General features: G+C 57.3%; 16 protein-coding genes and 11 pseudogenes. 20 read left to right on the plus strand and 7 right to left on the minus strand.

Translation table 11 applies throughout. The features are described 5' to 3' along the window. The first annotated feature begins 270 nt into the window (after positions 1 to 270). A pseudogene (locus RL_RS24940) lies at positions 271 to 1,021 on the plus strand (IS6 family transposase). Between the two features lie 417 nt (positions 1,022 to 1,438). Next, positions 1,439 to 2,048 (plus strand): annotated as a pseudogene (locus tag RL_RS39315) (zinc ribbon domain-containing protein); the annotation flags it as partial. A 53-nt stretch (positions 2,049 to 2,101) separates the two neighbouring features. Here RL_RS39315 and RL_RS24950 read toward each other — a convergent pair. Beyond that, a pseudogene (locus RL_RS24950) lies at positions 2,102 to 2,852 on the minus strand (IS6 family transposase). Further along, positions 2,832 to 4,357: pseudogene (virD4, locus tag RL_RS24955) on the minus strand (type IV secretion system ATPase VirD4); the annotation flags it as partial. The pseudogenes virD4 and RL_RS24950, both read right to left, overlap by 21 nt. Before the next feature lie 534 nt (positions 4,358 to 4,891). Between virD4 and RL_RS24960 the strand changes: the two are divergent. Together RL_RS24960 and RL_RS38055 are read left to right on the plus strand one after the other, a co-directional pair. Next, complete coding sequence (locus RL_RS24960) at positions 4,892 to 5,587, plus strand: conjugal transfer ATPase VirC1 (RefSeq protein ID WP_011654600.1); 696 nt, start codon at positions 4,892 to 4,894, stop codon at positions 5,585 to 5,587. Positions 5,588 to 5,764: 177 nt separating this feature from the next. Next, positions 5,765 to 6,106 carry a tyrosine-type recombinase/integrase gene (locus RL_RS38055; RefSeq protein WP_244432380.1) on the plus strand — a complete coding sequence of 114 codons (342 nt, stop codon included), beginning with the start codon at positions 5,765 to 5,767 and terminating at the stop codon, positions 6,104 to 6,106. Here RL_RS38055 and RL_RS24965 read toward each other — a convergent pair. Beyond that, entirely contained in the window at positions 6,052 to 6,804 is a 753-nt protein-coding gene (locus RL_RS24965) for an IS6-like element ISRle7 family transposase (protein ID WP_011654541.1), read from the minus strand. The genes RL_RS38055 and RL_RS24965 overlap by 55 nt on opposite strands. 251 nt (positions 6,805 to 7,055) lie before the next feature. Further along, positions 7,056 to 8,090 carry an IS110 family transposase gene (locus tag RL_RS24970; RefSeq protein WP_011654602.1) on the minus strand — a complete coding sequence of 345 codons (1,035 nt, stop codon included), beginning with the start codon at positions 8,088 to 8,090 and terminating at the stop codon, positions 7,056 to 7,058. Between the two features lie 203 nt (positions 8,091 to 8,293). Between RL_RS24970 and RL_RS24975 the strand changes: the two are divergent. Beyond that, positions 8,294 to 9,336, plus strand: a pseudogene (locus RL_RS24975) (IS110 family transposase). Between the two features lie 283 nt (positions 9,337 to 9,619). Continuing rightward, a pseudogene (locus RL_RS38060) lies at positions 9,620 to 9,754 on the plus strand (DDE-type integrase/transposase/recombinase); the annotation flags it as partial. Between the two features lie 21 nt (positions 9,755 to 9,775). Here RL_RS38060 and RL_RS40705 read toward each other — a convergent pair. Continuing rightward, positions 9,776 to 10,686, minus strand: a pseudogene (locus RL_RS40705) (IS630 family transposase); the annotation flags it as partial. Between the two features lie 108 nt (positions 10,687 to 10,794). Between RL_RS40705 and RL_RS41030 the strand changes: the two are divergent. From RL_RS41030 to RL_RS25000, 3 genes and pseudogenes are all read left to right on the plus strand, one after another. After that, a pseudogene (locus tag RL_RS41030) lies at positions 10,795 to 10,983 on the plus strand (transposase); the annotation flags it as partial. A gap of 158 nt (positions 10,984 to 11,141) precedes the next feature. Beyond that, positions 11,142 to 11,486 (plus strand): IS66 family insertion sequence element accessory protein TnpB, encoded by a 345-nt coding sequence (gene tnpB / locus RL_RS24995; RefSeq protein ID WP_011654536.1) that lies wholly within the window; start codon positions 11,142 to 11,144, stop codon positions 11,484 to 11,486. Positions 11,487 to 11,560: 74 nt separating this feature from the next. Then, positions 11,561 to 13,153 carry an IS66-like element ISRle3 family transposase gene (locus RL_RS25000; RefSeq protein ID WP_011654537.1) on the plus strand — a complete coding sequence of 531 codons (1,593 nt, stop codon included), beginning with the start codon at positions 11,561 to 11,563 and terminating at the stop codon, positions 13,151 to 13,153. Between the two features lie 35 nt (positions 13,154 to 13,188). Here the strand turns inward: RL_RS25000 and RL_RS40015 are convergent. Next, positions 13,189 to 13,344, minus strand: a pseudogene (locus RL_RS40015) (IS630 family transposase); the annotation flags it as partial. 85 nt (positions 13,345 to 13,429) lie between these two features. Here RL_RS40015 and RL_RS25005 point away from each other — a divergent pair. From RL_RS25005 to virB11, 11 genes and pseudogenes are all read left to right on the plus strand, one after another. Then, positions 13,430 to 13,771, plus strand: a pseudogene (locus RL_RS25005) (DDE-type integrase/transposase/recombinase); the annotation flags it as partial. A gap of 210 nt (positions 13,772 to 13,981) precedes the next feature. Beyond that, a complete protein-coding gene (locus RL_RS40715) occupies positions 13,982 to 14,959 on the plus strand; it encodes a lytic transglycosylase domain-containing protein (RefSeq protein ID WP_011654605.1) in 978 nt (325 codons plus the stop codon). 16 nt (positions 14,960 to 14,975) lie between these two features. Further along, a complete protein-coding gene (locus RL_RS25015) occupies positions 14,976 to 15,287 on the plus strand; it encodes a TrbC/VirB2 family protein (RefSeq protein ID WP_011654606.1) in 312 nt (103 codons plus the stop codon). An 81-nt stretch (positions 15,288 to 15,368) separates the two neighbouring features. Continuing rightward, on the plus strand, positions 15,369 to 15,647 hold the full coding sequence (locus RL_RS25020; RefSeq protein ID WP_011654607.1) for a VirB3 family type IV secretion system protein: 279 nt from the start codon (positions 15,369 to 15,371) through the stop codon (positions 15,645 to 15,647). A 58-nt stretch (positions 15,648 to 15,705) separates the two neighbouring features. Continuing rightward, positions 15,706 to 18,000, plus strand: coding sequence for a type IV secretion protein (locus RL_RS25025; RefSeq protein WP_122330891.1), 2,295 nt, complete (start codon positions 15,706 to 15,708; stop codon positions 17,998 to 18,000). A gap of 130 nt (positions 18,001 to 18,130) precedes the next feature. Further along, entirely contained in the window at positions 18,131 to 18,934 is an 804-nt protein-coding gene (locus RL_RS25030) for a type IV secretion system protein (RefSeq protein ID WP_122330892.1), read from the plus strand. 4 nt (positions 18,935 to 18,938) lie between these two features. Next, complete coding sequence (locus RL_RS25035; protein ID WP_011654610.1) at positions 18,939 to 20,126, plus strand: type IV secretion system protein; 1,188 nt, start codon at positions 18,939 to 18,941, stop codon at positions 20,124 to 20,126. 246 nt (positions 20,127 to 20,372) lie between these two features. After that, complete coding sequence (locus RL_RS25040) at positions 20,373 to 21,047, plus strand: virB8 family protein (RefSeq protein WP_041936662.1); 675 nt, start codon at positions 20,373 to 20,375, stop codon at positions 21,045 to 21,047. 27 nt (positions 21,048 to 21,074) lie between these two features. Then, entirely contained in the window at positions 21,075 to 21,857 is a 783-nt protein-coding gene (locus RL_RS25045; protein WP_011654612.1) for a TrbG/VirB9 family P-type conjugative transfer protein, read from the plus strand. A gap of 10 nt (positions 21,858 to 21,867) precedes the next feature. Next, positions 21,868 to 23,241: a TrbI/VirB10 family protein gene (locus RL_RS25050; RefSeq protein WP_011654613.1), complete on the plus strand. Its 1,374-nt coding sequence runs from the start codon at positions 21,868 to 21,870 to the stop codon at positions 23,239 to 23,241. Beyond that, a complete protein-coding gene (virB11, locus tag RL_RS25055; RefSeq protein ID WP_011654614.1) occupies positions 23,238 to 24,239 on the plus strand; it encodes a P-type DNA transfer ATPase VirB11 in 1,002 nt (333 codons plus the stop codon). The genes RL_RS25050 and virB11 overlap by 4 nt, the downstream gene beginning before the upstream one ends. 191 nt (positions 24,240 to 24,430) lie before the next feature. Here the strand turns inward: virB11 and RL_RS25060 are convergent. Then, positions 24,431 to 24,962: pseudogene (locus tag RL_RS25060) on the minus strand (transposase); the annotation flags it as partial. Positions 24,963 to 24,991 lie beyond the last annotated feature (29 nt).

A 24,991-nucleotide genomic window follows, 5' to 3' on the forward strand; every position in this document is an offset into this window, starting at 1 on the left:
GAGGGAACCAGCACCGATTGACGGCTGGCAAGGCAGTCTTGGGAGGTGGGATAATAACCTCCACGATCTCACCAAAGCGTGCAGACCTCCGCCGCAAGAGCAGATCAGGCTTTAGGGCTCTATGATCTCATCCAGGCGAGGAAGATGAGCGGGAAGAGAGCCGCGATTGGCGGCGCGTGGTTTGGTGTGCGGCTTGCCCGAGCTGCAGGAGTCGGCCACGATCGATAACGGGGCGTGCTGTTGACAGCGTGGATAGGTCCTTGATCGGTGATGTCACGTTGTGAGCGGCTTAACGGTTGTCGGATAATGGGTTGGGATGAACAGTCCTGCCGTCAGCTACAAGAACCACCGCTTTCCACCGCAGATCATCGCCCGTGCGGTCTGGCTGTATTTCCGGTTCCCTTTGAGCCTGCGGATGGTCGAGGAAATGTTGTTGGAGCGCGGCATTGTCGTCTCCTATGAAACGATCCGGCGATGGGGCCGCAAATTCGGAACGGCTTATGCCAGGCAGTTGCGCAGAAAAAAGCCGTCGCGAAAGGATATCTGGCATCTGGACGAGGTGGTGATTTCCATCGGCGGCCGCAAACATTGGCTCTGGCGTGCCGTTGACCAAGACGGTTACGTTCTCGACGAGATCGTTCAAGCCCGCCGCGATACCCAAGCTGCCAAGCGATTGCTGGTCAGGCTGCTGAAGAAACAGGGCCTGACGCCGAAGCGTATCATCACAGACAAACTGCGCTCGTACAGCGCTGCAAAACGAGATGTCATGCCCGCTGTCGAACATCGATCGCACAAGGGCCTGAACAATCGTGCGGAGAATTCTCACGTGCCACTTCGAAAACGAGAACGGGTGATGCAGGGATTTCGATCCGTCGCAGGCTTGCAACGTTTCATATCGATCTTTTCAGCAATCCGAAATCTCTTCGTTCCCCCGCATTGGAAACGTTCAGCCCTTTCCACTCACATCCACCGGATCCGCGCAATGGCGCAGTGGAAAGCCGTGACCGGCGCAACTGCCTGACGTCACAAACAAGCGCCTTGTTCAGGCGTCCATGAAACAACGTGACATCGCCAATCAGCCTGCTCACCAATTGTTTCATAGACGCTGGGCAACGCCCTACGGTTTGGGTTTGTCGCGACGGTCACGTTAGAATCTATCATCACGTCAAATTTACCGCCCCAACCCCTCTCGTTTGCAAGTACTTAATGGTTAACAGCTGGTTAATCAGAAAAATCTAGCCAGCCAGAATTCGACATGTATTCAGATAGTTAACGAGGCGAATGCCCTGCTTCTCTCCCTACTTGTTCTTCTGTGAATCCTACAAACGTAACGCAAGATCGCGACTATTACGCAATTCCATCGCGTTTTTGGCTAACTGGTCCATGCTGCGAACTCAGATCTTTCTATCTTGTAGATTCTGGAGGGGCCCGGCGTTGCATCGTCGATGGCCGCGCTCGCAAGGCTACGGGGGTACGCAAGCCGAGGGACGAATGGAGCGTGATGTTGCGCGACAATCATCAAGGTTACATCAGTTGGCGGGAGTATGAGGAGAACCATAAGCTTCTGACCGAGAACGCGCACATGAAGAAGAATTGCGATCGCAAGTCAGCGCGTGCCGGCCGTGCCCTTTTGACGGGACTGATGCGATGCGGTCGCTGTGGCCGAATGATGCACGTCTTTTAGGGCAGCGCATAAGGTAACGCCCATCGCTATCAGTGCCGCGGCGGCGATGCTCATGTGGGTGTCGGCCTTTGTACCGGCATTGGCGGCGTCAGGGTCGATCGCGCCGTTGCGATGCAGATTTTAGAAGCGGTGTCGGACCGTGCTGTCGAAGCGGCAATCTTCGCCTCGGATCAAGTCGAGCGGTCCCGAAGAGACGTCATTGCGGCAATCGAGCGGGACCTCGAAGGCGCACGCTACGAAGCGCTGTTGGCCAGTCGCAGGTATGAGCTTGTGGACCCGGCCAAGCGGCATGCTGCACGCGAACTGGAGGTCCCAATGCAATGATGCCCTGGAGGGAGTAGGCGTGCTTGAGCGCAAGATCAAGGGGCGATGTCACGTTGTTTCATGGACGCCTGAACAAGGCGCTTGTTTGTGACGTCAGGCAGTTGCGCCGGTCACGGCTTTCCACTGCGCCATTGCGCGGATCCGGTGGATGTGAGTGGAAAGGGCTGAACGTTTCCAATGCGGGGGAACGAAGAGATTTCGGATTGCTGAAAAGATCGATATGAAACGTTGCAAGCCTGCGACGGATCGAAATCCCTGCATCACCCGTTCTCGTTTTCGAAGTGGCACGTGAGAATTCTCCGCACGATTGTTCAGGCCCTTGTGCGATCGATGTTCGACAGCGGGCATGACATCTCGTTTTGCAGCGCTGTACGAGCGCAGTTTGTCTGTGATGATACGCTTCGGCGTCAGGCCCTGTTTCTTCAGCAGCCTGACCAGCAATCGCTTGGCAGCTTGGGTATCGCGGCGGGCTTGAACGATCTCGTCGAGAACGTAACCGTCTTGGTCAACGGCACGCCAGAGCCAATGTTTGCGGCCGCCGATGGAAATCACCACCTCGTCCAGATGCCAGATATCCTTTCGCGACGGCTTTTTTCTGCGCAACTGCCTGGCATAAGCCGTTCCGAATTTGCGGCCCCATCGCCGGATCGTTTCATAGGAGACGACAATGCCGCGCTCCAACAACATTTCCTCGACCATCCGCAGGCTCAAAGGGAACCGGAAATACAGCCAGACCGCACGGGCGATGATCTGCGGTGGAAAGCGGTGGTTCTTGTAGCTGACGGCAGGACTGTTCATCCCAACCCATTATCCGACAACCGTTAAGCCGCTCACAACGTGACATCACCGGGGCGCGCCCTGGTCGGAAAGCTGAATATTGGTATCGAAAATGTTGCGCTGGCTGAAGGAGGTGGAGCGGGCTCGAAACGTATAGTCGCCGATGGCTTTCGAAATATAGTTTGGAGTCTCGTCGTCGGCAGTGGCCATAAAGATCTGTATGCCAGTATTGCTTAAGAAATTCTCCTTACCAGACTCTTCATATGCCCCAGTCAAAGCCGAGAGGCTCTGGATGATGAACATGAAGCGCCCCTTGTAGCCAGCAATCGTAGTTACCGCAGTTTCTATGGCTTCGAGTTTGCCGAGATGCTTAAACTCATCCAGCAAGAACAGCACCTCGAAGATTTCGTCCTTCTTCGGCAGTGTCCGCTGTAGAATGGAGACCACCTGCTGGAAGAACAGCCGAATGAGGGGGGCGATTACCTCAAGATCGTTTGGACTAACGCAGAGAAAAATTGACGTGGGATCGCGACGGAGATCATAAATTGAAAAATCCGACGTCGTTGTAGCTGCCTTGATTAAGGGGTCCGCCCAGAGATTCAGGCCGCCGTCACCAAGGACAGAGGTGTAGGAAGTCAGGATCTTTGTATCATTACCGGCCATGTTATCGAAGATTCGCTGTGCCTCTTGATTTTGCGTTTCCCCAGCTAGCTGGGCGAAAAGCTTGTATTTCTCACCGGGCTGGGCGAATAGGTCGTAGACGGCACCGATCGTCGGCGTACCGCGTTCGATGCAGGCGAGTATGCCAGCGACAAAAAGGTCTCGGGCGCCCTCAATAAAGCCTTCCGATCCCTTCCCCTTTGCAACGATCAAGTTAACGGCCAGCCGCCGCGTCTCGCTGAAACGGCGCTCCGGCGGCATGTTGACGATGTCAAGCACAGGGTTGTAACTGTGGGTCCGTCCCGCACTGTCGAGTGGCGCGAACTTGAAAACCCGATCGCCCCGCGTCATGCGGGCGCGCGAAGTGAACTCGAATAGCTCCCCCTTCACGTCGAGCGCCAGAATTGAACCGTTGAAGGTCAGAAGCGTCGGGATGACCACGCCAACGCCCTTGCCGGCGCGCGTCGGGGCCACGACGAGACTATGCGGCTGTTCGCCGTTAGTTAGATATCGACCCGGCCAACGCGGCCCAACCGTTTTGCCAAAGATCGGTCCGGTTATGTTGCGAAAGGGCCTGATATAGCCCGCTCGCTGTAGTTCCTGCCGCGCGGCCCAGCGCGCCGTGCCGTGATGATGCGGCTTTCGTAGGATTACAACGGCGCCCGCCATTGTAGCGAGTACGGCAGTACTGACGGCGATGGTCAAGCCACGGAGGAACACCGGTGTGGCGTAGCCAACATATAGGGGCGTTTCGTACCAGAAGGAGAAGATGTCGAAGCGATTGATAGTTTCGCGGCTGATGCCGTGCCGATAGAAGCTTGCATAAATACTCGCGAACAAAAGTCCCATTATCAGCGAAAGAAGGAAGGCAAACAGCAGCGTGTTCAATTTCCGAGTCGTGCTCCCGTCCATTCCTCATGACCTCCGCGCCCTGGGGACTGATGCAGAATGCCCGCGAGCAACGTCGGCGTGGCTATTCCTGATATTGGTTCCAGTGGCCGGTTGGATCGTCGTGCATGCCGTTGCGCTCTTCGCATGGCCTGCTGTAGGATTTTCTGCCTGGAACGTTGGTTTCGGCGAACTTCCGCCCGGATGGATCCAACCTTGTAGCCATTGGGATCCACTCGCCGACTGTGCCCGTGCGACGGAGCAGCGAAGAGCTCAGATAAGGCCGGCTTTTCATCATAGGTCATAGTACAAGTCTCAAGCGGACCGCCGGTTAGGGCAAACAGCTTACTGCATCCAGACGCCCATCTTTCACGAAGAGCGGTTGTCGATATAAACAAACCGCCCCCCGACATCCAAGAATGTACGGTTACAGTTGCAATATAATTCTCGCTTTTGCGTGCTGTATTCACAATCTTTCAGGCGGTCGTTTTTGTATAGAACGACCAATTTGCATACAAATTCTCGTGGGGAAGACGCGGCCGCACCAAGGAGTTTTCAATGCAACTTGTAACCTGCTGCTCATTTAAAGGAGGCGCTGGGAAAACAACAGCGCTGATGGGCCTCTGCTCGGCACTTGCCGCAGATGGTAAGACAATTGCACTTTTCGAAGCCGACGAAAATCGGCCACTCAGCAAATGGAAAGAAAATGCGACGCGACGTAACGCCTGGGATCCACTTTGTGAGATCTTCATCACGGACGAGTTGCCGCTTCTTGAGGTCGCCTACGAAGAGGCAGCAGGCCGCGGGTTCGACTATTGCCTAGTGGAAACTCACCATGGATCCAGCGAGCTCAATAACACAGTGATCGCCAGTTCTAATCTCCTGCTGATCCCGACAATGCTTACTCCCCTCGATGCCGACGAGGCACTTGCCACATTTCGTTACATCATCGAATTGCTGATTGGTGAAAACCTTGCCATACCAGCCGCAATTCTGCGCCAACGTGTGCCGGCCAACCGGCTAAATTCCTCGGAGCGGCTAATATCGGAGATGCTAAGTACTCTGCCGCTTGCAGATACGCCGATGCACGAAAGGGACGCTTTCGCCGCGATGAAGGATCGAGGAATGCTGCATCTGAATCTCCGTAATGCCGCAGCAAACTCGTCCATGCGGCTGACACTGCGCAATCTCGAAGCAGCGATGGAAGATTTACGTTCCCTCGGCAAATTTGTAAGCAGCACAGTCGAGCATTGATATGACAATCCGCAAACTTGGGTGACGGTGCGTCTCCATCCGGTCGCTGCCGACGAACCAAATCACGGGACCCGGCGATGACGAACCGTGCTTTCGCATGTTCTTCTTGGCTGAGCTGAGGTGGCTCGTAAGCGACAAGCCGGGGCCGTTCAGGCGGCGTAATACCATGGCGTTCTGATGATCCTCGCCAAGCTCGGTTTGCGCGCCAGCGAAGTTGCCACCCTCAATCTTGACGATATCGACTGGCAGGCGGGCACGATCCTCGTACACGGAAAGGGACGGCGGCAAGCGACTATGCCGCTGCGTCACGGCGTAGGAACAGCGATCGTCGCTTATATCCGGCATGGGCACCCAGCCTCGGCATGTCGGCGAGTTTTCTTGCGAACACTTGCGCCGCATGTGGGCTTTGGGGCCTGTCGCAAACATTTTCGGAGCGCGCGATTATCCCTTGAGCATCTTCAGTTTCATGCTTTGTTAACTTTCTGCAGTCCGAAGAGGCGCGCAAGCAGATCGTTCTGATCGTTAATGGTCCAACTGCCCGAGAGGCCGAAGCCTTTCCTCAGCCACAGCATCGCCTCGAAACCCGCGATGGTTCGCCGCGCCGTGTTGAAAGATTGGAAGCCACCGATTTTTGGCATGTTCTTCTTTACCCGGAAATGGTCACTTTCGATGCCTTGCTGGAGGTGCTTGGTGACATAGTGGACGGGGTCCGGATGTAGAAGCCCATCATCAACCGACGTTTTGATCGTTGACGGGAAGGTGTTGGCCCCGTCCGTCCCGATCTTATTCGGCGACAACAAGGGCTCGTCTTTGAGCATCTTGCGGAAGAACCGTTTGTCGGCGTCGAGATCGCGCTTCGCCGTCAACAGGAAGTCCATCGGATTGCCGTGTTTGTCGATGGCCCGATATAGGTATCGCCATTTGCCGCGGATCTTGACATAGGTCTCATCGACGCGAACAGAGCCGCAATGTGGCCGGCGGAACTGACGCAGCCGCTTCTCAATCATCGGCGCGTAGGCCAATACCCACCGATTAATTGTGCTGTGATCGACCACGAAGCCGCGTTCCCCGAACATCTCCTCGATATCCCGATAGCTGAGCGGATAACGAAGGTACCAAGCGACCGCCTGTACAATCAGCCATGCCTCGAAATGCCTGCCTTTGAAATCATCCTTCGACTGGCGCTTCAGCTTTTCGGCTATGGCATTCAGAATCATCGGTTCGCTCCGCAACTTTCGGAGCGGCAAATTCTCTGCGGATGGTCAACATAGGGTTAAGCGGAAAAATTTGCGACAGGCCCTTCGCAGGTCTAGTGTTCCAATGTGGACGACGCAATTCGCCATTTTATGCGGTTGCACCCCAACGCGCGGAATCACCGTGCCTACGTCCCGGCAGGGACGTTCTGACGCCGGTCCATTAGGACACTGGCGGAAAGTATTCGGATTAAACTAGGACGCGTTCGGAACAGCTAACCTTTGGCCGGATCCATTCCAATCGCCCGATCAAAAAGCTGACCAGTCTTGAGCATCGCATGCATAATCACAGACAGTCTGCGCGCAACTGCGACTGCGGCACGTTTGAACCCCAGTCTTTCCCTCAGCTTCACCCCCCAAGAACGCAGGCTGCTATCAGCACTGCTTCGCGTGAGGATAACCGTTGCGGCTTCGAACAGGAGACCGCGCAAATGGGCGTCGCCGCGGCGTGAGATATGACCATCATAGTCGACCTCGCCTGATTGATAGCGGCGTGTCGTTAGCCCCAGCCAGGCTCCTACGGACCGCGACTTCTTGAAGTTCTCCGGATCTTCAATGGCAGTCACGAAGGAAGTTGCCGTGACAACCCCAACACCGGGAACCGACATGAGTAGCCGACACGATTGGCTCGCCCGCGCGATCGCTATCAACTGCCTGCTGAGTTCGGCCGCCTGTTCGCGCGTGCCGTACCAGGCCTTCAAGAGTGGGAGAATGATCCGTGAAAGAGATTGGTGGCCGTCTAGGAGCATACGGACGTTGTTTGCGAAGGTTGCACCCTTGCCACTCGGAATGACCAAGCCAAACGTCTTCATAAAGCCTCGGATCTGATTTGACAGCTCCGTGCAGATCGTCACCAACCGCGTTCGTGCCGCCACAAGCGTCCGGGCGAGCATGCTGTCGTACCCTTTGACGCGGACTTCGCGGTAGAAGCCGACCTCAGCAAGATGCGCAAGGCCATCGGCATCGTTCGCATCTGTTTTGTTCGCAGCCATGTCGAGCGCCGCCTTGGCATGCCGCGCGTCGATGCAAATCGCCGGAACCCCTGCATCGGTCAGCGCATGATAAAACCATATCGAAAGGGGCCCAGTCTCAAACACTACGCGCCTAGCGTCTGGGGCATGCTTATTGAGCAGGGTTATAATGCTATCCGGGTTGGATTTGCATTTACCGCGCCAGATCCTTTTGCCACCGCGCCGAATGGAAATGGCTGTCTCTTTCAACGACACATCAAGCCCGATATACTCTTCCATGGTTGTTCTCCGTTAGATGCCTGGGCCTGACTGCCAGTCTTGAGCCCGCACTTTCATCTTATCGGGGAACAGCCACCAGATTCCATTGTCGGGTCTGCATCAGGGGCGACTCGCTCCCGCGATTACCCCATGTGGACGGCCCCCGAACGGCATCGAAATGTGCCAGAGTGAGCTGTTAACGATCTCAAACGAAGGAGCCGTCCGTGGATCAGATTATCCGTATTGGCATGGATACGTCAAAGCACGTCTTTCAATTGCATGGTGTGAACGCCGCCGAGCGGCCGATCCTGCGCAAGAAGATGCGCCGCAAGGAGATGGTGGATTTCTTTGCGACATGCCCACCGACCGTGATTGCGATCGAAGCCTGTGCCGCTTCGCATCACTGGGCGCGGTTGCTGACAGGGTTCGGACATGAGGTAAAGCTGATCGCGCCACAACTGGCGAAGCCCTACGTCAAGCGCGGCAAGAATGATGCGGCCGATGCCGAAGCGCTATGCGAGGCGATGAGCCGCCCGACGATGCGGTTCGTTCCGGTAAAGAGTGCGGATCAGCAAGCCGCGCTGATGCTGGTGGGCATGCGCGAGCCCGCTGTCGCCGCACAGACGCAGCTTGCCAATACGATTCGTGGCTATGCAGCTGAGTTCGGGCTGACCGCGGCCAATGGCATGTCTCATCTTCCGCTCCTTCTGGAACGCATCATGATTGATGAAAGCATTCCGGCTGTGGCGCGTGAGCTGTTCGCGTCTCTCGTTGGGAATTTGCGCAGTTGGGTGAGCGCCTGAAAGAGGTGGAGGCAAAACTGATGGCTTGGTATCGCAACAATGAATGTTGTCGCCGTCTTGCAAAGATCCCTGGTGTCGGACCAATCGGCGCGGTCTTGCTGGTGATGAAAGCGCCGGCACCGGAACAGTTCAGATCTGGAAGGCAGTTTGCCGCCTGGATGGGCCTGACGCCCAAGGATCATTCGACTGCTGGCAAAGTCAGGCTCGGTATCATTACGAGGGCCGGCGATGAGGCATTGCGCAAAACATTGGTCGTGGGTGCGACCTCGTTGCTTCGACAGGTGAGAGCGGGAAGAGGCAGGAACGCTTCGCTCTGGCTCATCGAGTTGCTCAAGCGCAAGGCCCCAAAACTCGCGGCTGTCGCGTTGGCCAACAAGATCGCCAGGATCGCCTGGAAAATGATGGTGACCGGCGAGGCTTACAAGGGCAATGCTGCGCGCCCGGCTCTGGCCTGCGCGGCGTGAAGAGATCAGTCGGTCACGGTGAGCAGGATACAGACGCTACCGTGCTGAGCTGATGCGTGAACTTGCAGGAAACGATTAGATGGTGTGATCGATCGATCCGAGACGCGGTACACTCCGTAGATGCCAGTGGCCCAACGAGGCCGATCAAGTGTTTGGAACCCACGTCGCGGAACCCATCTTGGCCAGCGTTCATGTGTGAACGCAACAAAAGGCCGGACATATGAACGCAAGAGATCCGATCAAATCATCAAAGAGTTCTTGCAAGGAGGGGGCCGTCCACATATGGCATCTCGACGAATGTGTGGTGGCCATCAATGGCAAGAAGCAGTAGCTCTGGCGTGCGGTGGATCAGGACGGCTTCGTCCTCGAAGTGCTGGTGCAAAGCCGCCGAAATGCCAAGGCGGCAAAGCGTCTGATGCGTTATACCAACGAGCGCTAATCAAAACCGGTGCGCCCAGTCACGCATTCCAATCGACATGATCTTCCACGGCTGAGCGACCAGCTTGTTCCATGCGTCGCAGCAATGGGCGACGATGTCCTCGTAATCTTTGAAGATCCGGTTGGACAACCAGTTGTCACGCAGAAATTGCCACACGTTCTCGACGGGATTTAATTCGGGCGAGCGTGGCGGCAGGAAGAGCAGTGTGATGTTGTCGGGCACGTCGAGCTTCGGCGTGACATGCCACCCCGCCTGATCAACGATCAGCACGGCATGAGCGCCGTCATCGACGGCCTGGCTGATTTCGAGCAAATGCTGGTTCATGGCGCTGGTGTCGCAGTAGGGAAGAACGAGACCCGCACCTTTGCCCTTCTTGGGGCAGATAGCGCCGAAGATATAGGTCCACATCGTGCGTTGATCGTGTGGTGCCGAAGGCCTTGTTCCCTTGCGTGCCCATCGCCGGGTGATCTTGTTCTTTTGGCCTATCCGAGCTTCGTCGGCCCACCAGAGCTCAATCTCGACGTTCTTCGGGAGCCTGCCTTTGATGGCTGCCAGTGTGGCGGGGAAGTTTTTTTAAAACTCTCCAGGTCGCCTTCGTTCTGGGCGTAATGGCGCGGGCGGGCAGACAGCTTTGCAAAGCCGAGCGCCGTCAATTCGCGGCCAATGGTCGTTTCATCGACGGATATCCGATATTCCTGGAACAGCCATTGAACAAGATCCTTGCGCCGCCAGCGCACAACGCCATGCACCGCCGGTATCGGGCCACTTTCGACGATCTTTGCCAAAGCCTGGCGATGCACGTCGGAAAGCTTTCCTTGATTGCCGGGTGCTTTGCCATTGATGAGCCCTGACGGGCCACGCGCATTGAAGCGAATAACCCAGTCGCGGACAATTTGCAGGGTAAGCGACAAGCTGACCCCATCTGGCGTCGGTAGCGTTGGCCGCTGTATTGCGGACAGACGATTCACAAACTGTGAGCTTCTATGTCTGCGCCTAGCTCTGGAACTAGAAACTTCCATATGATTGAGGCTGTTCCGGAACGGCTTGAGGGCGCCCCACGGCAATTTCGGCGCCGCTGGTCCGATGATTTTAAAGCGCAGGCTGTGGCTGAGGCAATGGAGCCCGGCGCAAGCGTCTCGGCCATTGCGCATCGCATCGGCATACATCCCTCGCAGCTATTTGGCTGGCGTCGTGATGCTCGTGACGGACAACGATCCTTCTCGCAAGATCGGGCTGGTCAGACAGGGACCAGGACGATTGGCACACGTGCGATGATCGAGCTTGTGATCGGCGACGTCATTATCCGTGCCGACGCAGATATCGGCGAAGCACAGCTGCAGCGGGTGATCCGAGCGGTGCGGTCGGCATGATCCCGTCCGGCGTGAAGGTCTTTCTTGCGAGCCATCCCATCGACTTCCGAAAGGGGCCGGACAGCTTGCTTTCGCTGGTACGGGATGCTGGCAGTGATCCGTTCAACGGTGCACTTTATGTCTTTCGGGCCAAGAGAGCAGACCGAGTCAAGATCGTGTGGTGGGATGGCTCCGGCGTTTGCCTCTATGCGAAGCGGCTGGAAAAAGCCCAGTTCTGCTGGCCCCGGATCGGCCATCATCGCGTCCAGCTCAATCATGCCCAGCTTCTGGCTTTGGTCGACGGAATGGACTGGAAGCGAGTTCGATCCGCGCCGGTGAAGCCTCCCGAGATTGTTGGGTAAAACCGCTGCGGCGAAGTGAATCAGGTCCCTGAAAGCATGGGCGGAGCGCGGCAAAATATGCTCTGATCATACCCATGACGCGGCCCGAGATTGAGCTCCCGGATGATGTAGAGGCTCTCAAAGCCATGGTTCTTGCCATGGCTGCAAAAGCAGCCCGCGTCGAGGCTTTGGAGAAACAGGTTGACGATCTAGAGGCCCGCAACGCGGACGCCGATGAGCGCATCGAGCGGCTGACGCAGATCCTGAAGGCTTTCGATCGCGCCCGATTTGGCCGACGCTCGGAAAGGCTTGCATCATCCACCGTCGATGACGAGCAGCATGCCTTTGTCTTCGAAGAGATCGAGACCGGCATTGCGACGATCAAGGCTCAGGTCACGAAAGGCCGCGGTAGCGCGGACAGCAAACGCGCTCCGCGGCCACGCAAGGGCTTTGCGCCTCATCTTGAGCGCGTCGAGGTCGTGATCGAACCGGAAGAGCTTCCAGAACATGCAGGTAAGACCAAGATCCTGATTGGCGAAGACGTCTCCGAGCGGCTGGATGTCGTGGCAGCGAAGTTCCGTGTCATCGTCACCCGCCGGCCGAAGTATGCCTTTAGGAACGAGGATGGTGTCGTCCAGGCGGCGGCTCCGGCACACATCATCGAAGGTGGCATTCCCACGGAAGCACTTCTGGCCCAGATCGCCGTTTCCAAATATGCCGACGGGCTGCCACTCTATCGCCAGGAAGCCATCTACGCACGCGACAAGGTCGAACTCGACCGCAAGCTAATGGCTCAATGGATGGGCAAGCTGGGGTTCGAGCTCAATATCCTCGCCGACTACATCCTCGATGAGATCAAGAAGGCCGAACGGATCTTTGCCGACGAAACGACCTTGCCCACACTTGCTCCTGGTTCCGGATCAGCGAAGACGGCATGGCTATGGGCGTATGCCAGGGATGACCGGACTTTTGGGGGCAGCGGTCCACCGATGGTAGCCTATCGCTTCGAGGACAGTCGAGCCACCGAGTGTGTCGCACGACACCTGAACGGCTATCGTGGAATCCTGCAGGTCGATGGATATGCCGCTTATAACAAGCTCGTCCGGAAAGATGGAGGCAATAACAGCGCCATCCTGGCCGGCTGTTGGTCGCACAGCCGGAGAAAGTTCTACGAGTTGCATGTCGCAAAGAGCTCGAAAGTCGCTACCGACACCGTCGAGCGTATGGCGAGGTTATGGGAGATCGAGGAGCGTGTGCGCGGCCAAAGCCCTGAAGCTCGTGTCGCTGCACGCCAGGAGATCTCCGCAGCGATCGTCCGTGACCTCTTCACTCTCTGGCAGGCGACCCTGCCGCGGGTCTCTGGAAAATCCAAACTCGCCGAGGCTCTGCGTTATGCCATCTCGCGTCGAGACATCTTCGAGCGCTTCCTGACCGACGGCCGCATCGAACTCGACTCCAACATAGTCGAGCGAGCAATCAGACCCCAAGCGATCACGAGAAAAAATAGTCTATTCGCTGGAAGCGACGGTGGCGGCCGGACTTGGGCGACCATCGCGACGCTCCTGCAAACGGCAAAGATGAATGCCGTCGATCCGCAAGCCTGGTTGACCCAGACGCTTGAGCGCCTTGCGAATGGATGGCCCAACAGTGAAATCGACGCCCTCATGCCATGGAACTACGCCGCCTGAACGGCCCCGGCTTGTCGCTTACTTTGCAGGGTCACGCCTCCGATCCTGGCCGCATCGCTGCGGGAATGGCCATCATAGATTTCGGCAAGGGCAAGAAGCCGCCGAGCCTGTGCCGCATCCTTCGTGCCTTTGGCCAACGCCCGAAGAGCCCAGCCGTCGAAGTCATCGCGCAGTGGAAGTCCTGATGTCATCCGCAAACCTCCGTTTGCGGTATTGATTCAGAACTCAACTGATTTGGAAACCTCAAAAAGAGTCACAGATCGCTCACCCTGGTATAAGTTGCTGAAGGCTTAAGGGCGGACACCACGGGTCATGATCACCGACAAGCTCCGGTCCTATGATGCCGCCAGGCGCGACCTCATGCCCGGTGTCGAACACCGGTCGCACAAAGGCCTCAATAATCGAGCGGAAAATTCGCACCAGCCGACCCGACGACGCGAAAGGACCATGAAACGCTTCAAGTCGGCACGCCAGCTTCAGCGGTTCGTTTCCATCCATGATCCGATTGCCAACCTGTTCCACTTTCCCCGCAATACGCTGTCATCGGCTCAACATCGAGACCTGCGTAACGCCGCCATGCAAATCTGGAACAAAATCGCGTGTGTCGCCGCAGCCTGACAGCCGTCCCGGCCAGCTATCGCTGCATCAATCCGCTGATAACTTTACAGTGCCCCGCGGCAGCCATATTACAATTGCAGCGCTGAGATGCATTGACGTGCATCACGGGCGGCGCTGTATATGGTCACATTATTCGCACAATGATTTTGTGTTGAGATAACAGTCTCAAATATTCAGGAAATTTATACCATCCAAAAAAAGGCGAATAGATTGCACAAGAATTGTACATTAAGTGGAGCGACGGCGCTCACGCTTCTCTTCTTGCTGCTTGGCCAGCCAGTTCCCACCCGTGCAGCAGTATTTCAACAACTTGGTAATGACATGATCGTGCCATTCGGCGGCGTCTCTGCGGACGCGCCGAAGGCAAGTAGCGCCGACAATCCGACAATCTTTGCCAAAAAATTCTCCAATGCTTCCTTCACAGCAGTGACTAACTATCAGGCCACCACTTCAGTGATCTTGGACGCGCCTTCCATTTTGGATCGAGGCAGTGGGCCCACCAAAATAGCGGATTTTAAAGCTGGAAGGCTCATCGAACACCGCTTACGCTTACCCAAGCCTCGTATGCTGTCGACGAAACTATCGGCGCGACAAACCCGCATGCGAAGGCTGACACTCGAGGTCGGTCGCAGGTATGCAGGTGCCGCCGGGGTAGCACGCTCAAGGCTGGACCGGGAATCGTTTGTATCGCTTTTCACTACGATGATTCAGCGGGAAAGCAACTTCGATCCCGGAGCCATATCCCCTGCAGGCGCCAAAGGACTGGGGCAGTTAATGCCAGACACCGCCCGAGGACTCGGCGTCTGCGACGTCCTTTCGGCCCGGGACAATCTCGAGGGCGCCGCGCGATACCTCACCGCGATGCTCCATCAGTTCGGTTCACCCGAGCTTGCTCTCGCAGCCTATAACGCCGGTCCTGATGCCGTGCGGAAATACGGCGCTATACCGCCCTACCGGGAGACGCAGCAATACGTGTCCGACATTTTCAACAATATGAACTCCGCGCCGGGCGCTGTTGCACACGAACCGAAGCCCTTCAGCCCAGCCCCACAGGAGGCATCGCTCAACGCCAGCGACACTCTAGACATGGCGCGACTTCCGGAATGCGATGCACTGCAGGGACGCCACCGCCAGGAGATGGGTGGCACACTCTTCGGGAGCCTGAACGTAGCAATTCAAATCGACTAACTATGAAAGAGAAAAGATGGGATACTTCAAGAAATATCTCCTCAACAAAGACCCTCTGAAACTCGTCGCGATGATCGTCGCAATGGTTCTTCTGTCTAGCAATCCCAGCGCCGCGCAAGACTTTGCTGGCGTTACGACCTTCCTGGAAGCGATCGTCGAAGCAGTCACTGGACCCATCGGCGTCGCCATCTCTGCCCTGGCCGTGATCGCCGTCGGCTTCTCCTTCATGACCGGCCGCATGGACTGGACATTTGCGGTGTCGATCATAATCGGCATCGCCATCGTTTTTGGCGGCGCAAGCTTTGTACAGGGTATCACCGCCAACTAACGCCGCCCTGATGCGCTGGGCCCAAAGCCTCCCCTCCTCATCCCGTGGGCACCGGCGAGGACATTTTTCGGAGTAACGCTCATGGAACGTACACCGCTGTTTGTAGGCCTGACCCGGGAGGTCAGCTTCGCCGGACTGCCGATCATGTATCTGGTCGTGCTGATTGCCACGGTCATGCTTGGCTTCATCATCACGCGCTCATTCGTGTATCTCTTGATCACGGGCGGGGTAGGCTATGTCGCGCTTCGCGGTCTTGCGGCGTACGATCCCAAGATCATCAGTGTCTTCATCGCTACCGTGCAGCGGACGCGGATGAGTCCAAGACTTCTGCGTGGCGAAGAGCTGGTGTACCGTGCTTGAAAGGCCAGCTACGCGAGCTGCCCGCAGCCTTGCCATCAAACGCTCGGAAAAGGGCGAAATGCTGGTCAGCGGTTTGCCCTATTTGAGCGCGGTTGACGACGTCACGTTGATGTTGCGCGATGGCGACCTGATGGGTTCCTTCGTTGTAGAGGGCATCAATGCGGAAACTGTCGATAGCTTCCATACCGTCGAATTGTGCAACGCGTTTTCGCGCTTCATCGCACAACAGCGGAGCGATGTCGCTTATTATGTCCATCGAATTTCGGTTGAGACCCGGCCGACGATGCCGCCGGTTGGCGGCCATCCTTTCAATGAGGAAATCGATCGCCGCTGGCAAGGATACCTGCAAACGGTCGGCCTTCGAGATCGAGTGACGGTGGTCACGCTGGTAATCCGGCCGCCCCGGAAGACCACCAAGTTCCTATCGCTATTCGGTGGCAGGGACGTCCACAGCCGCCATGAGGTCGAAGCGCGGGCGCTGCGCCTCGACCAGATGATCAACACCTGCATGGTTGGTGTCGGTGAAGCTGGGCCCAGCCGCCTGACGGTCTCCGACGGCCGTTGGCTCGGCCTACTCCGTACTCTGATAGACGGTTCTGGCGGAAGTCTTATTCCCGGCACCAAATTCCTGCCAGTGGCCGACCTCCTGGCCAGCTCGCAGATAACCTTTCAGGGTCCCGTTTTTGAATGCGAAGGGACGGATCCAGCACGACGCCGGTTCGGAACCATCGTTTCCGTCAAGGACTACCCGGCTGAGACCTATCCCGGAATCCTCGACCGGCTGAACTTGCCCTACAACACCGTAGTCACTCAGAGCTTTACTCCAATCGATCCAATATCGGCGCAGGGCAAGATCGCCCGGGTGAGAAAGCAGATGCGCGCGGCGGAAGATGCCGCCATATCGCTTATGGCACAACTCGAAGAGGCGGAAGACGATGTCGCCTCTGGTCGGGTGATCTTCGGAGACCATCACTGCAGTGTCGCTGTGTTCTGTGACAGTCTCAAAGAGCTGGACGGCGCCATGGCCTATGTGACGCGCGCCATGCAGGATGCGGGAGCGGCGATTGTTCGCGAGAATTTCTCCTCCCGCGTCGTATATTTTGCGCAGCATCCCGGGAATTTCGCCTACCGGACTAGACCCGCGATGATCTCCTCGCAGAACTTCGCGCAGCTTTGCGCCATGCACGGCCAGTCAAAAGGCAGCCCACCCGACAAGTGCCCTTGGGGCGACGCCGTCACCATATTTCCCACTGCGCGTGGCGAGACCTTCCGCTTCAATTTCCACCTGCCCGGAAAGCCAGGCCAGCGCACTGTCGGCCACACGCTCGTTCTGGGGCAGACCGGCTCAGGCAAGACGCTTGGTACGGCGTTCCTGATAAGCCAAGCCCAGAGGCTCGGCGCTCGAACCATTCTCTTCGACAAGGACAACGGTTTCGAAATGGCGGTGCGTGCCATGGGCGGGTGCTATTCGGCGGTGCGCATGGGTGACGAAACGGGTTTTAACCCGATGCGCGCAGAGGCCGACAGTCGCGGCGCGGCATGGCTTATGGACTGGCTGGCGGCGCTGGCGGAAAACGACGGAGGAAAGCTCAATCCGGTACAGATCCAGGCCCTCAGCGACGCGGTGCAGGCCAATACCACGGCCGATCCGCGGTTGCAGAACCTCGAGCAATTCCGCAGTCAGCTTCGCGCCACCGATGACGACGGAGATTTGTACAACCGACTCGGGCGGTGGGACGAGACCGGTCAATTCGGTTGGCTGTTCGGCGGAAAGGGGTTGGACCCGCTCGCCTTCGACAATCGTCTGACGGCATTTGACCTGACGGAGATCTTCGACAATGACGTCGTGCGCACCGCCTGGCTAAGCTACGTCTTTCGCCGTGTGGAACGGCTCGTCGAGGATGAGCATCCGACGTTGCTCGTCCTTGACGAGGCCTGGAAGCTCCTCGACAATCCCTATTTCGAGGCGCGGTTGAAGGACTGGATGCTGACGATGCGCAAGAAGAACGTTGCTGTCGTCCTGCTCACCCAGCGGGTTTCCCATATCAAGAATAGCGCTGCCGGCGATGCCATTCTGGAAAGCGCTGTCACGCGTCTTGTTTATACAAGCTCTTTCAATACGGCGGCGGAACTCGCCCCCCTGCATCTGACGCCCACGGAAAGCGCATTCCTTCAGATGAGCAATGTCGACAACCATCTCGTGCTGCTCAAATCCGGCAGTGACAGCGTTGTGCTCGACTTCGATCTCGTCGCGATCGGCAAAGGTATTGACGTGCTTGGCGGCGGCCGCGGCCAAAAAGCGATCGCAGGCTGGCGCGACAGACCGGATTTTCAGATGGAGATGTTGCACTGAAAGAGCTTTTAGTTGTGATCGCATTGCTGGTCTGCGGCCTGAGCTCCTGCCAGTCCGTGCCGGCGGAACGCAAAAACCACTGTGCCTGTCAGTGGGAAGGCGCAAGCGGACTTTCAAGAGGAGCATGGGTATGAAACGGCATCTTCGAGCCAGCTCACTGGCTATTTCGATCCTTCTTTTTCAACCGGGTGGGTCTGCCGTGGTCGCCCATGCGCAGGACGCCGTCACTCCACTGCCGGAACCTGCCGTCGGGGGTGTGCCGGGCGCCCCTCCCGGTGTCCAGGAGACCCATGACCAGGTTTCAATCGAGCAAATCATGAAGCTCGTCCAGTTGTATCGCATCATGGGCGGGGGCATTACTCAGATGTTCACGGCAGTCCAGAACCAGAAGACGGCTCTTGATGTTATTCGTAACGGGCAGACTGGACCAAAGACCATTCCGCTTATGAACGGACCGGACGAAGTCGCTGCCCGCCAGGGCGGCGAAGGCCTCAAGGAAATGGCAGACAGCGCCTTGAATGGCGCCGCCGATGGTCCACCGGATCTCCTGGCAGCATTCACCCATTTCCGTAGCACCTTCTCTCTCGACAAAGCATTCGCGCTCAAGGATGACGAGCTACCCAGCAAAAAGGTGCTCGCTCAGCTCGCCGCCAAGGGCGCGATCGCCGGCTCCGTAGCGGAAAGCTCCTACAAGCGTGCCAACGCGAGCATGGAGCGGGTAGACGACTACATCGCGGCCGTTCAGGCGAGCAAGGATTTGAAGACGAGCATCGACATCAACACGCGCGCGGTGATCGAGCTCACGCAGCAAACCAATGAAAGCCTAAGAACGCAGTCGGCCGTCACCTCCATTGTCAGCAGCTATTTCATGATGTTGGCAAGCGAAGCGAGCACGGAAGATTGGATTGACGGCCTTAAGGACTTCAATAGGTGACGCCATGGGAATTATTCAAACGATAGGAACGCAGATCGACGTGGCGACCGTCGATTACCTGCAGGCCGTGTACACGGCCGTGGCAGATCCCGTCAGGAAACTGACGGCGTCGATCGGTCTCGTGGCTCTGCTTTTCATAGCATTGAACCACGTATTGCAGATACAGAACATAAACTACTCGAAGTACCTTAGTTGGGCCGTGACATACATACTAGTCGTAAGTTTCGCCACCCTTTGGAGTAATTTCAGTCCGGTCTACGATGCCCTGACAGGTGTTACACAAGGGTATTCGAACCTGGTCGTCGAGGCGGTTGCGAAGGATATCGAAACACTGAGGCCGGATATCCTCGATCCTGCGAACATCAGCGGGGCCGGCGAGGCCAAGACCTATGCAGCGATGGACGAATTCGGTCATGCCATCATCTGGATCGCCCGCGAGTTTTTTCGTGACACCTCGGTCGTAGACCTCGAAAAGACCCTTCGCAATATCTTCTTGGGGGGCTTCGTGTTCATCGTCGGCGGCGTGTTCATTGCATCATGCGCGGTGATTGTGCTGACCGCTAAAGCGGGCTTTATTGTGGCTCTGAGCATGGCTCCGCTCGGCATCATGATGTTCATGTGGGAGAGAACGAGGCAATATTCCCAAGGCTGGGTAAGCCTTGTGATCGGTTTTGCCATCATACCTCTCCTTCTCGGCTGTCTGATGGCAATTGTTCTCTATTTCGCCGGCCATCTGCTTGCGACGTCCGGGGCAAGTAGTTCGGACAAGGACAAGTTCTTCGGCTTCGTCTTCTTTATGATAGCGGTGCTAGTCCTGCTGTTCCACATCCCGACTATGGCGCAGACACTGGCGTCTGCGTGCGTTACGGTCGGCGGCGCTAGCGTGGCCAGGAGTCTCACGAGCGCGACAGGGCGCATCAGTGGCGCGAGTGCGCTCCAAAACGCCGCTATGAGCCTTCCTACGAGGGCCTTAGGATCGATGATTAATCCACGAAAGCATCTTCATGCCGGCAGCGCAGCAGTCGCCCCTACCAGAGCGGGGGGCTCCGCTGCTGACGTCCTAAAGTCCGGATTCGCGCCGTTTCGCCAACACTCCAATGATCGCAAGGAAGTCTGGCGAGCCCGCGGTGAACAGTCGGCGGCCGGCGACGGCGGCATGAGTCAGGATCCAACGTTCCGCGCCGGCCGCTAGCCTATGCGTTGCCGGCTGTTCCTCCCACCTTGCCAGGCCAAGTCTGGATCGCCTCTGGGTCCAAATCGCACGTCGTCCAGCGCCGGTGCGGCGCCCTTAGGCGCTAGATCTCAGCCGTCCGCTTCCAACCCTGCTCCTTCGGGTCCCGTCACACGCATCTAGTTTCGGTGGGAAGCCGGCTCAGACATGAGGCAGGGACGATCAACCCTTTCATCATTCAAGCATTTCAAGAGTATCGGTGTCGACATGGCCAAGACGAATATTCAAAACGCCTATGAGGAGGAAATATTCTTCACGCTTCGCCAGCAGCGCAACAACTGGGCGAAAGTCGCTGTCGGCTCGATTGGCGCGGCACTCCTCTCGTTGGGGTGCCTGCTGGCAATCCTCCCGCTCAACGAAACCAAACCTTTTGTGGTGATGGTCGACAAGACCACCGGCCAGGCGGAAAAACTAGTGCAAGTTCGCCCGGCCTCCCTCGATCAGCAAGATGCAGTGCTGCAGGCTGAGCTTGTATCCTATGTCGTCGACCGCGAAACCTACGACCAGGCCGACAACAGCACTCGCATTCTGGACGTCATGGCCCGTTCGAAGGATAATGCTGCTGAGACATTGGCCCAGCTGTGGACGTCCAACTCGCCACAATATCCGCCGACGATCTACGGAACAGGCGTGCGTGTCCGGGTAACCGTAAAATCGATCTCTATCACCCCGGTTTCCCATCGCAACGCACCCGATCTCGCACGGGTGCGTATCACTAAGTTCCGCGAGGAGAAGGGCCGAGAAACAGCCGAGCGCAGCTTTATGGCGACGTTGGGCTATTCGTTCCAGCCGAAGGAAAATGCCAAGCTCGAGGAGGTTTGGAAGAATCCCCTCGGCTTTATCGTCCTGTCATACCGGATCGATGCCGAAACTAACGGCTAGAATTCCAGCACGAGAGGAACCGACACCATGTTCAAGCACACCGCAGTTCTGCTACTTCTGAGTGCGGGCGCGCCCCTCGCCGATCAAGCGCCCATCTCCGCGACCGAATCCGTCTCCGCACTACGACAAAAACCCGCGGCGGCAGCACCGGCCAGCGATCCGCGCATTCGGCGTTTCGCCTACAATGAAAACAAAGTCTATCGGCTCGACCTTTATCTCAAATCGGTTACAGCGCTGCAGCTTTCGCAGAGCGAGGAAGTCGAGTCTATCCTTATCGGCGACAGTGCATCCTGGGAAGTGGTTAAGCTCAAGGCCGGAAACGTCGTCAGCATCAAACCGACGCTTCCCTCGGCCACGACCAACATGACCATCTATACCAACAGACGGGTCTATACATTTGAGCTTCGTTCCATGGGTGAATTCACGGGCGGTGCTAATGCTGCACCCCTCTTCCGTTCGATCTTCACCTATGCAGACGAAGAGAAGCCGAAGCAGAATAGCGACGCCTCCTTGAGACCGGACCACCTTCGCGCGGACTACCTGTTCTCGGGTGAGGCCGCATTTCGACCACGCTGGGTCCAAGACGACGGCCGGCAGACGATGTTCTTCCTGCCTGAAGGCGCTCCTCGCCCGGCCGTTTTTAAGGTGGGACCGGGCAACAAGGAACAGTTGATCAACTCCCGCACCAATGCAAACCAGATCATCGTTGATGGAACGAGCGATTACTGGATCATGCGTATAGGCAACGAGTCCGTGTGCATCGGTCGTACCGGCCCCACGCGGCTCAACAGAAACGTCACGGTTAGATGAAAGGCGAGTCATGTCGGAAAACGATCACCGCATTGGCCCTATTCGCGATGATGGCATCGAGTCGACGGACTCTGAACACAGTGCAAGGGAACGCAGCGGGCTCGTCAACGCTCGCCGCGCACGACAGACACGTGGTACGAGCGGCGCAACTAATGCAAGGCTCATAATGTCGGCGGGCTTGATGGGAGGGGCCGTGGTATTGTTCTTCGCGGTCGCTGGGCCGACGGCTGCCCTAAAGGTCCTGGGGATCGGCCGCGACAACGACCAGGCGGTTTCTAAGGTCGATATGGAAGTTGAGAAAGATTCTCATCGACCAGTTCATCTCGATTTCGCCGTACCTGCGAGCACGGAACCTGAAAAGAAGGAGTTAGATCCTAACGCGGCCTGGAAAGCAAAGATCAAGGCGCTACAGGATCAGATTGCTGAACTCGAGCGCAAGAAGCAAGGCAGCGTCTCCTCTGGAGAAATTGAGGCGCTGATTACCCGCTACAACGAGAATACGAAGCGGCAGTTTGAAGATGAGCGCAAGGCAATGACCGAAGAAAACGCCCGGTTGAGAGCCGCTGCCGAGCGAGCGGAAGAGGAGCGCCAGCGTGCCGAAGAGGCGGGAAAGCTGCAGTCGGGCGAGCTCAAGGAGCGCCAGAAACTCGACAAGATGCAGCGTGAATCCGGCTCGGTGGTTGTCGACGCGGCTGATGGACCTGCGACCACTGAGAGCGATAAATCGGCGACTGACCAGAACCAAAACGCGCGGTTCCTAAAGACGGCTGCCAGCAGCACGTACCCGACGTCTGTTTCGCGGCCGCTGCCTGATCCCTCGCGCACAGTGGTGCAAGGAACCATTATCTCAGCCGTGCTCGAAACTGCGATCGATACGGAGCTGCCTGGCAATATTCGTGCACAGGTGATGGAACCTGTTTATTCATTTGATGGAGCGCGCGTTCTGATGCCCTCTGGAACCATTTTGATCGGTGAGTTCAATAACGACGTCAACCTCGCTCAGAGGCGCGTCCTGATTGCATGGAACCGAGCGATTACGCCTTCGGGACAATCGATCGCGCTTGGTTCCACCGGCGCGGACACACTTGGGCGGTCGGGCACGGAAGGTAATGTGAACAACCGTTATGGCACGAAATTCGGGGCCGCCATCCTCATCAGCGCCATCACCTCCCTTCCTTCGATACTGTCCAACCGCAACAGCCAGTCTAAATCCGGCACGACCTCCAAGGTCGGCGGCGGCCAGGACGCGGGACAGATGAGCGACACGGCGAGCGACCAGGCAAGGGGCGTCCTTGATCAGTATCTTTCGCTACCGCCGGCCATTAAAATTCCGCAAGGTGAGGAGATCCGGGTTCTCGTAAATCGAGATCTTGTATTCAGATGAATTATGTTCCGAAGAATCGCGAAATCTCCTACGTGGAGCAATATCTGAGCCCTCTGAGAGAGTTTCTGGTCGATGACCGCGTCAACGAGCTTGTGATCAATCCAAACGGCTCAATCTTCATCGAAGCCGCGGGTGCCGAATACATGCACGAGATCGACGTGCCGCTGTCGCCCCATGCCATTAAGCGGCTAGGTGCGCAGCTTGCCGGCGACACCCGCAACACACTTGGCGCCTTGCATCCGATTGTTTCCGGCCGGGTCATGGTCTGGGGGCACCCACTGCGCGTTCAAATCGTGGTCGAACCAGCGATCGAAGACGGCGTATCGTTGTCGATCCGCAAATACTTAACACACGCGCTGGCGACGAAGGATATCGGCTTCGTCAACGGCGGACAGATACGAGTCGATGCGCAGCGCCGCCGCCGACACAGGGCGATTGCTAAGATGGCGCGCGACGGCGACCTGCAGGGTCTGTTCCGGCAGGCAATCGAGGAGAGGTTCAACGTGCTGGTATCCGGTGGCACCTCCTCGGGCAAAACAACGATCGCGCGCTCGCTGATTTCCATGATGGACCACAATGAACGCCTGATCACCATTGAGGACGCACAGGAGCTCTTCCCACCCCATCGCAACCAAGTGGGGTTGATATCCGACCGGAAGGACAAGTCCGCACGGATGCCTTCCAAGCTGCTTGAAAGCTGCCTGCGCATGCGGCCGGATCGCATCATCGTCGGAGAAGTCCGCGGCGTAGAGGCCTATGACTTTCTCGAAGCAATCAACACCGGTCACCCTGGGGCCATTACTACCATCCATGCTGATAGCCCCGCGCTAGCATTTGACCGCCTTGCGCTAATGGTGATGCGCTCGGGGATTAGACTTACCCATGGCGAGGTTATCACGTATGCTAAGCGCACAATCGACTTGGTGGTTCAGGTCGGACGGCTTAATGGGTCCCGCGGGGTGCTTGAGATTTACCTCCCTTCACAAGAGGAGGAATGATCATCAGTCCCAGAAATGGGGCGTTGGTGCACGGTACGTTTAGCGTTCTGAGTTAGGCAGGAGGGAACCGCAACAGCTTTTGTCGTTTAGTCATGCCTTTCAAATACAATGCCAGCCGTCGTCATCACATTGAGAAGGGCGTTGGTGCATGGATCTGGACTTGAGCGGATCTGGATCTGTGATGGGGCTATCTATGTGGTCGGTCCATCGCGGCGGATGGATTTAGGGCGTGCGCATGCAAGCATACGATTGAGGGCGGCGCAGCCGATGGCCACTTCCGTCTGCTGAGCGTCAAACGACCGAGCCCGCAGACGCCGCCCGATGATGGACTTGTATCGGCCGATGGCAGTCTCGACCAGCGAGCGCTTGCCGTAGCCGGTGGAGGCCTGCCATTTCATTCGCCCGTCTCTGCTGATTGCAGCGATCTGCTGATCCCTTTGTCCGGGAGATTGATCGCCGGCTGGTTCGATCGCGTTGGCGCGCGGGGGAATGACGATGACGGCAGCCGCACTGTGGTCGGTGACCGCGTCGTAGGTGGGTTTCCCGTCATAGGCGCCGCTGTGAACTGCCCGATCCGACCATCGATCTGGTTGAGCAACGGCTCCACCTGCGATGGACAGCGAGCGCCAAGCCCATCAAAGGCAGCACCGATCCTAATAATCCTTCGACCTGACGCAGCCGCAAGCCGAACACCAGGCCCAGCGTCAAGGCGGTCTCGATGGCAGGGCTCAGTGACGGCGCGGCGATATGGA

Source organism: Rhizobium johnstonii 3841, assembly GCF_000009265.1.
Classification (GTDB): Bacteria; Pseudomonadota; Alphaproteobacteria; order Rhizobiales; family Rhizobiaceae; genus Rhizobium; species Rhizobium acaciae.

Excerpts from the sequence above, each read along its gene's own strand:
- RL_RS25045 (WP_011654612.1), top strand. The coding sequence starts at position 21,075 with ATGTTCAAGCACACCGCAGTTCTGCTACTTCTGAGTGCGGGCGCGCCC.
- RL_RS24960 (WP_011654600.1), top strand. The coding sequence starts at position 4,892 with ATGCAACTTGTAACCTGCTGCTCATTTAAAGGAGGCGCTGGGAAAACA.
- RL_RS25015 (WP_011654606.1), top strand. The coding sequence starts at position 14,976 with ATGGGATACTTCAAGAAATATCTCCTCAACAAAGACCCTCTGAAACTC.
- RL_RS25050 (WP_011654613.1), top strand. The coding sequence starts at position 21,868 with ATGTCGGAAAACGATCACCGCATTGGCCCTATTCGCGATGATGGCATC.
- RL_RS25000 (WP_011654537.1), top strand. The coding sequence starts at position 11,561 with ATGACGCGGCCCGAGATTGAGCTCCCGGATGATGTAGAGGCTCTCAAA.
- RL_RS38055 (WP_244432380.1), top strand. The coding sequence starts at position 5,765 with ATGATCCTCGCCAAGCTCGGTTTGCGCGCCAGCGAAGTTGCCACCCTC.
- RL_RS24970 (WP_011654602.1), bottom strand. The coding sequence starts at position 8,090 with ATGGAAGAGTATATCGGGCTTGATGTGTCGTTGAAAGAGACAGCCATT.
- RL_RS25020 (WP_011654607.1), top strand. The coding sequence starts at position 15,369 with ATGGAACGTACACCGCTGTTTGTAGGCCTGACCCGGGAGGTCAGCTTC.
- RL_RS25030 (WP_122330892.1), top strand. The coding sequence starts at position 18,131 with ATGAAACGGCATCTTCGAGCCAGCTCACTGGCTATTTCGATCCTTCTT.
- RL_RS25035 (WP_011654610.1), top strand. The coding sequence starts at position 18,939 with ATGGGAATTATTCAAACGATAGGAACGCAGATCGACGTGGCGACCGTC.
- RL_RS24965 (WP_011654541.1), bottom strand. The coding sequence starts at position 6,804 with ATGATTCTGAATGCCATAGCCGAAAAGCTGAAGCGCCAGTCGAAGGAT.
- tnpB (WP_011654536.1), top strand. The coding sequence starts at position 11,142 with ATGATCCCGTCCGGCGTGAAGGTCTTTCTTGCGAGCCATCCCATCGAC.
- RL_RS25025 (WP_122330891.1), top strand. The coding sequence starts at position 15,706 with ATGCTGGTCAGCGGTTTGCCCTATTTGAGCGCGGTTGACGACGTCACG.
- virB11 (WP_011654614.1), top strand. The coding sequence starts at position 23,238 with ATGAATTATGTTCCGAAGAATCGCGAAATCTCCTACGTGGAGCAATAT.
- RL_RS25040 (WP_041936662.1), top strand. The coding sequence starts at position 20,373 with ATGGCCAAGACGAATATTCAAAACGCCTATGAGGAGGAAATATTCTTC.